This is a genomic window from Protofrankia sp. CiP1_Cm_nod2 (assembly GCF_920664355.1).
GTDB lineage: Bacteria > Actinomycetota > Actinomycetes > Frankiales > Frankiaceae > Protofrankia.
In genome coordinates this window covers 1-7288 of the sequence record NZ_CAKKTL010000250.1, presented here as the reverse complement: position 1 = coordinate 7288, position 7288 = coordinate 1, and the positions used below count along the sequence as shown (strand labels likewise).

Sequence of the window (7288 nt, the reverse complement as noted above, 5' to 3'; positions counted from 1 at the left end):
GCCCTGGCCCGCACCTGGCCCGCACCTGGCCCGCACCCGGCCTGCACCTGGCCCGCACCCGGGCCGCACCCGGGCCGCACCCGGGCCGCGGGCGGGCACGGGCGGGCACGGGCCCGGCGAAGGACACGGGTGAAGGACATATCGGTGGATATCGCGCCCGCTGCCTGTTCGTCGACCGGAACGGCCGGGGCCGGCCGGGTACGGTCGTTGATGTGACGCCGCAGGAGACTCCATCGTGGGACGCCGCGGACGGGCCATGGCGCTGCCGCCTGCACGTGGTGAGCGGCAAGGGCGGCACCGGCAAGACGACCGTCGCCGGTGCGCTCGCGGTGGCACTGGCCACCGGTGGCAGGCGCGTCCTGCTCACCGAGGTCGAGGGACGCCAGCAGATCGCCCAGCTCTTCGACACCCCGCCGCTGCCCTACGCGGAACGCAAGGTCGCGAGCGCTCCCGGTGGCGGCGAGGTCTTCGCGCTCGCCATCGACGCGGAGGAGGCGCTGCTGGAGTACCTGGAGATGTTCTACAACCTCCGCCGCGCGGGCCGGGCGCTGGAGCGGATCGGCGCCGTCGACTTCGCCACCACGATCGCGCCGGGCGTCCGTGACGTCCTGCTCACCGGCAAGGTGAAGGAGGCGGTCAACCGCCCGGACGCGGCCCGCCCCGGGGGCAGGGCCTACGACGCGGTGGTTCTCGACGCGCCGCCGACCGGGCGGGTCACCCGGTTCCTCAACGTCAGCGCCGAGGTCGCCGGGCTGGCCAGGGTGGGCCCGGTCCGCGCCCAGGCCGACAGCGTGATGGCGGTGATGCGCTCCGAGCAGACAGCCGTGCACCTGGTCACCCTCCTGGAGGAGATGCCGGTCCAGGAGACCGTGGACGGCGTCGCCGAGCTGCGTGCCGCCGGGCTGCGGGTCGGCGGTGTGATCGTGAACATGGTCCGGACGCCGTTGCTCGTCGACGAGGAGCTCAAGCGGGCCGGCGCGGGCCGGCTGGACGTCGAGGAGCTGGCCGCGGGCGTGAAGGCGGCCGGCATCGTCCCCGCTGCCGCGCTGGTGGACGCGCTGGTGGCGGAGGCGGCCCAGCATGCCCACCGGGTGGCCCTGGAGCGGGCCGAACGCGGCGAGATCGAGGCGTTGGGACGTCCTGTGTACGAACTGCCCCTGGTCGCCGACGGCGTGGACGTCGGCGTGATCTACCGGTTCGCGGAGTTGTTGCGGATGCAACGGATGGTCGGATGAGCAACGGTCGGACGAGCGGGCTCGCGGCTGTGGGGACGCGGCTGCCCCCGGCAACGCCCGCGTCCAGGGTGCCCGCGTCCATGGCGCCGGCGTCCGCGGTGCCGGTGCTGGACGTCGACGCCATGCTCGACAGCGAGAAGATCATCGTGTGCTGCGGGTCGGGCGGGGTCGGGAAGACCACGGTCGCCGCCGCGCTCGCGCTGCGCGCGGCCGAGCGGGGCCGCCGGACGGTCGTCCTCACGATCGACCCGGCCCGCCGGCTGGCCCAGTCCATGGGCCTGACCGAGCTGGACAACAACCCCCGGGAGGTCGTGGGGGTGGACCGCTCCGCGGGTGGCCATCTCGACGCGATGATGCTCGACATGAAGCGGACGTTCGACGAGATCGTCCTCGTGCACGCGACCCCGGAGCGCGCCCAGCAGTTACTCGACAACCCCTTCTACCAGTCGCTGTCGTCGTCCTTCGCCGGTACCCAGGAGTACATGGCGATGGAGAAGCTCGGCCAGCTGGACGCGACGGGCGAGTGGGACCTCATCGTCGTCGACACCCCGCCGACCCGGTCGGCCCTGGACTTCCTGGACGCGCCCAACCGCCTGAGCGCCTTTCTCGACGGCCGGCTGCTGCGGCTGCTGCTCGCCCCGGCGAAGGCCGGCGGGAAGATGTACCTGAAGGTCGTAGGCGTCGGGCTGGGTGTGTTCAGCAGGGTGTTGACGAAGATCGTCGGCGCGCAGCTGCTCGCCGACCTCAGCCAGTTCGTGGCCGCCCTGGAGACGATGTTCGGAGGGTTCCGGCAGCGCGCCGACCAGACGTACCAGCTGCTGGGCGCGCCCGGGACGTCCTTTGTCGTGGTGGCGGCGCCGGAGGCCGCGGCGCTGCGGGAGGCGTCGTACTTCGTCGACCGTCTCGACGCGGACGGGATGCCGTTGGCGGGCCTCGTCGTCAACCGGGTCCACCCGGTCGGGCCGCCCGCCCGCGGGCTGACCGTGGAACGCAGCCTGGCGGCGGCCGAGACGCTCGGTGAGCACGCCGAACATCCGCTGGCGGCGGCGGTGCTGCGCATCCACGCGGAACGGGTGCGGCTGGCCACCCGGGAGCAGCGCCTGCGGGACCGCTTCACCAGCGCGCATCCCGACACGCCCCTGGTCGAGGTCGACGCGTTCGCCGGCGACGTTCACGACCTCGACGGCCTGCGCGCTGTCGGCGCCGTACTTGCCGGTGACAGTCCGCCCGGTTTCCCCGACCTTCCCGGCCTCCCCGAGCAGGCCCACGACGTCGCCCCGGGGCAGACCAGCTAGCGCGAACCGAAGAGGGTGGCGGCCGAATGGGGTGGTGACGTGGTTCTCGTCCCCTGTCACCCCGCGTCCGCCGCGCCGTGGCTGCGTTCGCCGACGCCGTCTCCCGCCTGGCGTTGGTGGGGCTGTCGGCGACCGGCCGGTTTCATGAGGACTGTGGGGGCGCAGGGCAGCGGTGTCGCCTGCCCCGCCGGGTGGATCTCAACCGGCGGGGACTACGGAACGTCACAGGCGCGCGGGCGGCGGTGTCGCGTGTCCCGCGGGGGCTGTCGGCTGGTCGAGCCCGCGGGTGCGCGAACGGTTGTGATCGCGCACCCGTCGAGCGGATCGGGCATCTGAGTCCGTCCGGTCGTCCTTGCTCGTCCGGCTAGCCCGGATCATCGCTGGCAGCGACGCCGTCGTCGAGCGGTTGTCCCGTTAGTGACGTTGATGTCCGCAATGCCCCATAGACGTGTGATGATGAGCCGCGCTGGGGAGCCGGACAGCGAGTTCGTCAACGAAAAACCAACAGGACGCCAGTAGGTGACCAGTAGGGGACGAGGTGCGGACGGTCCTAACCGGCGGAGGCGGTGCCGTGGTGGGCGCGCGCGTCCGCGAGCAGCTTCCGCCACGATGTGACGTCCGGTCGCCGGCGCAGCAGTGCCCGGCGTTCCCGTTCGGTCATACCGCCCCAGACTCCGAACTCCACTCGGTTGTCAAGGGCGTCAGCGAGGCACTCGGTGCGGACGAGGCATCCGAAGCACCGGGTCTTCACCCGGTTCTGTGCCGCTCCCTGGACGAAGAGGTCGTCCGGGTCCAGGTCGCGACAGGCCGCGTTCGCGGTCCAGTCGCCGTCGACGGTCGAGCCGATCAACTGTGTCGAGCTGGCACGTCGGGCGGCACTGGTGCGGGTCGCCAGGCTGCTGGTCATGCCACCTGCCTTTCTTCTCGAGACCGGGTCAGGGGGCCCGTGCGGGTGGTGACGTGGCTTCGCCCGAAACCGTATGGAGCGTCTCCGCCACGGCACAGACCCCACACGGGTGGTTGTCTAAATGACCCGTCCGGGCCATTGATCCGAATGACGAGAGAGGCGCTATCTGTAACCAGATCATGTCGTGTGCGTGACATTCATATGTCCGTTCCGTGCGGTCGTACGCTGGTGCGGGAAGCGCGGCTGAGCGGCCGTGCGAGGGGGCCGTTTGGAGGTTCCCGGACGTGACCAGCGCGACAGGCCCAGGCCGCGAGGGCCTGTGGCCGCCCGCCGGTTCCGACCGGGCCGGCTACGGCAGAGGGGTCGCGTCGGGTGCCGGCCTGATGCCGGACGGTCCACGTCGCGGCCGTCCGCGCGTGTGGACGGTGGTCGAGCGGGCCGGGCAGGCCATGATCCTCAGCGGGCTCGCGGGTGTCCTGCTCGCGCTGGTGATGTTGCCGGTCGTGGCGCTGGCGGGCCTGACGGTGAAGGGCGGCGCCGACGCCTTCCTGGACCTGCCGGCGAACCTCGCCGTCCCGCCACTGCCGCAGGCGTCCCGCATCCTGGACGCCAGGGGTAATGTCATCGGATATCTGCGAGGTGAGCAGGACCGGCAGATCGTCCCCCTCGACCGCATTCCGGCGGTACTGCGCCAGGCGGTCATAGACATCGAGGACTCCCGCTTCTACGAGCACACCGGCCTCGACTACCGGGGGCTGCTGCGGGCCTATGTCTCCAACCAGGAGTCCGGGGCGGTCACGCAAGGCGGGTCCACTCTCACTCAGCAGTACGTGAAGAACGTCCTCCTGCAGGCCGCGACCTCCAAGGAGGAAAAAGACGCCGCGACCGAGCAGACCGTCAGACGTAAACTCCGGGAAGCACGCTACGCACTTTACCTCGAGGAGCACCTGAGCAAGGACCAGATTCTTGAAAGGTATCTGAACATAGCCTACTTCGGGGACGGCGCCTACGGCGTGGAAACCGCGGCGAAACACTATTTCAACGTCGAGGCCGACCAGCTCACCCTCCCGCAGGCGGCGATGCTGGCAGGTCTGGTCAAGAACCCGACCGCCTACAACCCGGTGCTGCACCCGCAGGCGGCGATGTCGCGACGGGACGTCGTCCTGGAGCGTATGCACGAACTCGGCCACGTCAGCGATGAGCAGTTGCGACAGATTCGGGGGGCCCCGGTGGTGCTCAACCGTCCACCGCAGGCGGCAGACCCCTGCCAGCTGTCGTCGGTGCCGTTCTTCTGCGCCTACGTCCGCCGCGCGCTGCTTGCCGACGAGCGCTTCGGGGCGACCCAGACGGACCGGGAGCGGCTGCTGTTCGAGGGCGGCCTGACGATCCGCACCACGCTCGACCCGGTCGCCCAGGCCGCCGCGCAGAACGCGGCGAACACCGTCGTGCCGCCCGGAAACCGGGTGGCGGCGGGAGTGGTGACGCTCCAGCCGGGCACCGGGAACGTGCTGGCGCTGGCGGTGAACCGGGAGTACGGCCCGTCCGCGGACGGCCAGCCGCCGGAGCGGACCACCGACTTCGTGCACACCAAGCAGATAATCCCGCTGGAGCAGGCCTCGTTCTCCCCGGGATCCACCTTCAAGGTCTTCACCCTTGCCGCGGCCCTGGAAAAGGGGCTGCCGCTGAACACCACGTACTATTCCCCGGCCTGCTACCACTCGGATGTCTTCCACAATCCGGACACCGACGACAACGGGCGCCAGAGCCAGGGGGACTGCTACGGCAACGCCGACCCGAACGAGGCCGGCTTATATTCCATGACCACGGCGACCTGGGACTCGGTCAACACCTACTACATCCAGCTCGCGGAGAAGGTCGGGCTGCGCAGCACCGCCGAGATGGCACGCCGGCTGGGGGTGACCTCCTGCCGGGTGCAGGACCAGTCCGCGTCCCTGCGCTGCCCCGGCGGCGGCATCGGGCCGGTCGACGGAGCGGCCGTGCTCGGCACCAACGAGATCTCCACCATGGATCTGGTGACCGCCTACGCCACGCTGGCCAACCACGGTGTCCGGTGCGATCCGCGGCCCTTCGAGTCGATCACCCAGCGGGTCGGCAGCACCGACCGGCCGGTGCCCTACACCGCGCCCGGGCCGTGCCGCCAGGTGCTCAGGACAGAGATCGCGGACACGGTCACCTCGGTCCTCGAAGGCGTCATCCTGTACGGGACCGGGGCCCCCAACGCGCAGATCGGCCGGCCGGCCGCGGGCAAGACCGGCACCGCCGAAGGCTTCAGCACCGCGTCGTTCGCCGGTTACATCCCCCAGCTGGCCACCGCCGTGACCGTCGCCGACCCGCGCTCACCCACGACGTATCCGCTGCGTAACGTCCTCGGTCATCCGGTCGTCTACGGTGGCGGCCTGCCCGCCCAGGTGTGGGCGAGGACGATGCGTGGCACCGTCGACGGGCTCGGGCTGCCGGTCGCGCCGATGCCCTCCCCGGACGCCACCCAGCCCCACCCGGCGAAGAAGACGCTGCCGGACGTCGTCGGCCTGGACCTGTCCCTGGCACAGCAGCAGCTGACCTCCCAGGGCTTCCGGGTGACGGTGCAGGAGATCTGGAGCCCGTTCTCGAAGGGGACGGTGCTGGCGATGAATCCCGGCGGCAATCAGGAGGTGGACGAGGGCTCGGAGGTCGTGCTGATGGTCTCCCAGGGCTTCGTCCTGCGCTCCTTCCGAACCGACGCCGGGGGAGCCCCGGCCCGGCTCGACAGCGGGAGGACCTCCGTTCGCCCCGGTCCCGCCACCGCGGGATCCAGGCGTGCCCGGGGCGACGGCAGGGCTGGCGCGGGCTGACGGGCCCTGCCGGCCGCTGGCGGATCGTCCCGTCCGCCCTCTCCTGCCCGGGAGCCGCCCTCTCCTGCCCGGGGGCCGGTCGGCCCTGACCGGGGGCCGGTCGGCCCTGACCGGGGGCCGGTCGGCCGTGTCCCACCAGGGCCGTACGCCGCCCGGCCGGTGTCCGGACGGGCCGCGCCCACCTGCCGCTGACGGGGGATCCGCTGGCCCGCGGTGGCCAGTTCGTCAGCGGCAGGTACCGGATGCCGCCGCCAGCGGTGCCCAGCTCACGTTCCGCTCACGTCCAGCTCGCGTCCGGCTCACGGGCTAGGCGGGCGGCGACGCGGCCAGCCGGGCACGGACCAGGGCGGAGACGCGGGCCCCGTCCGCACGCCCGGCCACCTCGGGCTGGACCGCCTTCATCGCGGCGCCCATGGCCTTCGGCCCGGCCAGGCCGTGTTCGGCGACCACCCTGTCGATGATCGCGGCGAGTTCGTCGTCGCCAAGCTGCTGAGGGAGGTAGGCGGCCAGGATCCCACCCTCGTCGTTTTCCTTGCTGGCCTGTTCCGCGCGGCCCGCCGCGGTGAAGGCCTCGGCGGCCTCCCGCCGTTTGCGGACCTCCCGGGTGAGTACCTTCTGCACCTCGGCGTCGGACAGCTCGCGAACGCTCCTGCCGGCGACCTCCTCGTCCTTCAGCGCCGCCAGGGCCATCCGCAGGGTGGACGTCCGCAGCGCGTCCCGCGCCTTCATCGCCGTGGTGAGATCCGCCCGCAGACGATCCTTCAGTTCGCTCACACAGATGACCTTAGTGGTCGGCGCCGGACGCCCGTCGCATCGGCGGATCGCCGAGAAGCCGGCGCCGGAGCCGCTGGCGGCGGCCTGCCCTGGGAGCGATCAACAGCTACTGGCGGGTGGGCTGCCCGCGAGCGCGGCCCGCAGCAGGGCGAGGGCCGACCAGCGCAGGGTCTCGGCGGCCTCGTCGCGGGAGAGACCAGCGACGTCGGTGAGCCAGATCAGTGC

5 protein-coding genes are annotated in these 7288 nt (G+C 71.7%); 3 read left to right on the top strand and 2 right to left on the bottom strand.

What is annotated here, in order from left to right:
• The first annotated feature begins 212 nt into the window (after positions 1–212).
• Both NBW84_RS20715 and NBW84_RS20710 read left to right on the top strand, forming a co-directional pair.
• The gene (locus NBW84_RS20715) at positions 213–1235 is read left to right on the top strand and encodes an ArsA-related P-loop ATPase (RefSeq protein WP_250286568.1); all 1023 of its coding nucleotides are present in this window, start codon (positions 213–215) and stop codon (positions 1233–1235) included.
• Positions 1232–2530 carry an ArsA family ATPase gene (locus NBW84_RS20710; RefSeq protein ID WP_250286564.1) on the top strand — a complete coding sequence of 433 codons (1299 nt, stop codon included), beginning with the start codon at positions 1232–1234 and terminating at the stop codon, positions 2528–2530. Before NBW84_RS20715 ends, NBW84_RS20710 begins: the two co-directional genes overlap by 4 nt.
• A gap of 550 nt (positions 2531–3080) precedes the next feature.
• On the opposite strand, the gene NBW84_RS20705 is transcribed toward NBW84_RS20710, so the two are convergent.
• On the bottom strand, positions 3081–3437 hold the full coding sequence (locus NBW84_RS20705; protein WP_131768817.1) for a WhiB family transcriptional regulator: 357 nt from the start codon (positions 3435–3437) through the stop codon (positions 3081–3083).
• 284 nt (positions 3438–3721) lie between these two features.
• Between NBW84_RS20705 and NBW84_RS20700 the strand changes: the two genes are divergently transcribed.
• A complete protein-coding gene (locus NBW84_RS20700; RefSeq protein ID WP_445548576.1) occupies positions 3722–6289 on the top strand; it encodes a transglycosylase domain-containing protein in 2568 nt (855 codons plus the stop codon).
• A gap of 306 nt (positions 6290–6595) precedes the next feature.
• Here NBW84_RS20700 and NBW84_RS20695 read toward each other — a convergent pair whose 3' ends face one another.
• A complete protein-coding gene (locus NBW84_RS20695; protein ID WP_250286561.1) occupies positions 6596–7063 on the bottom strand; it encodes a GatB/YqeY domain-containing protein in 468 nt (155 codons plus the stop codon).
• Between the last annotated feature and the right edge of the window lie 225 nt (positions 7064–7288).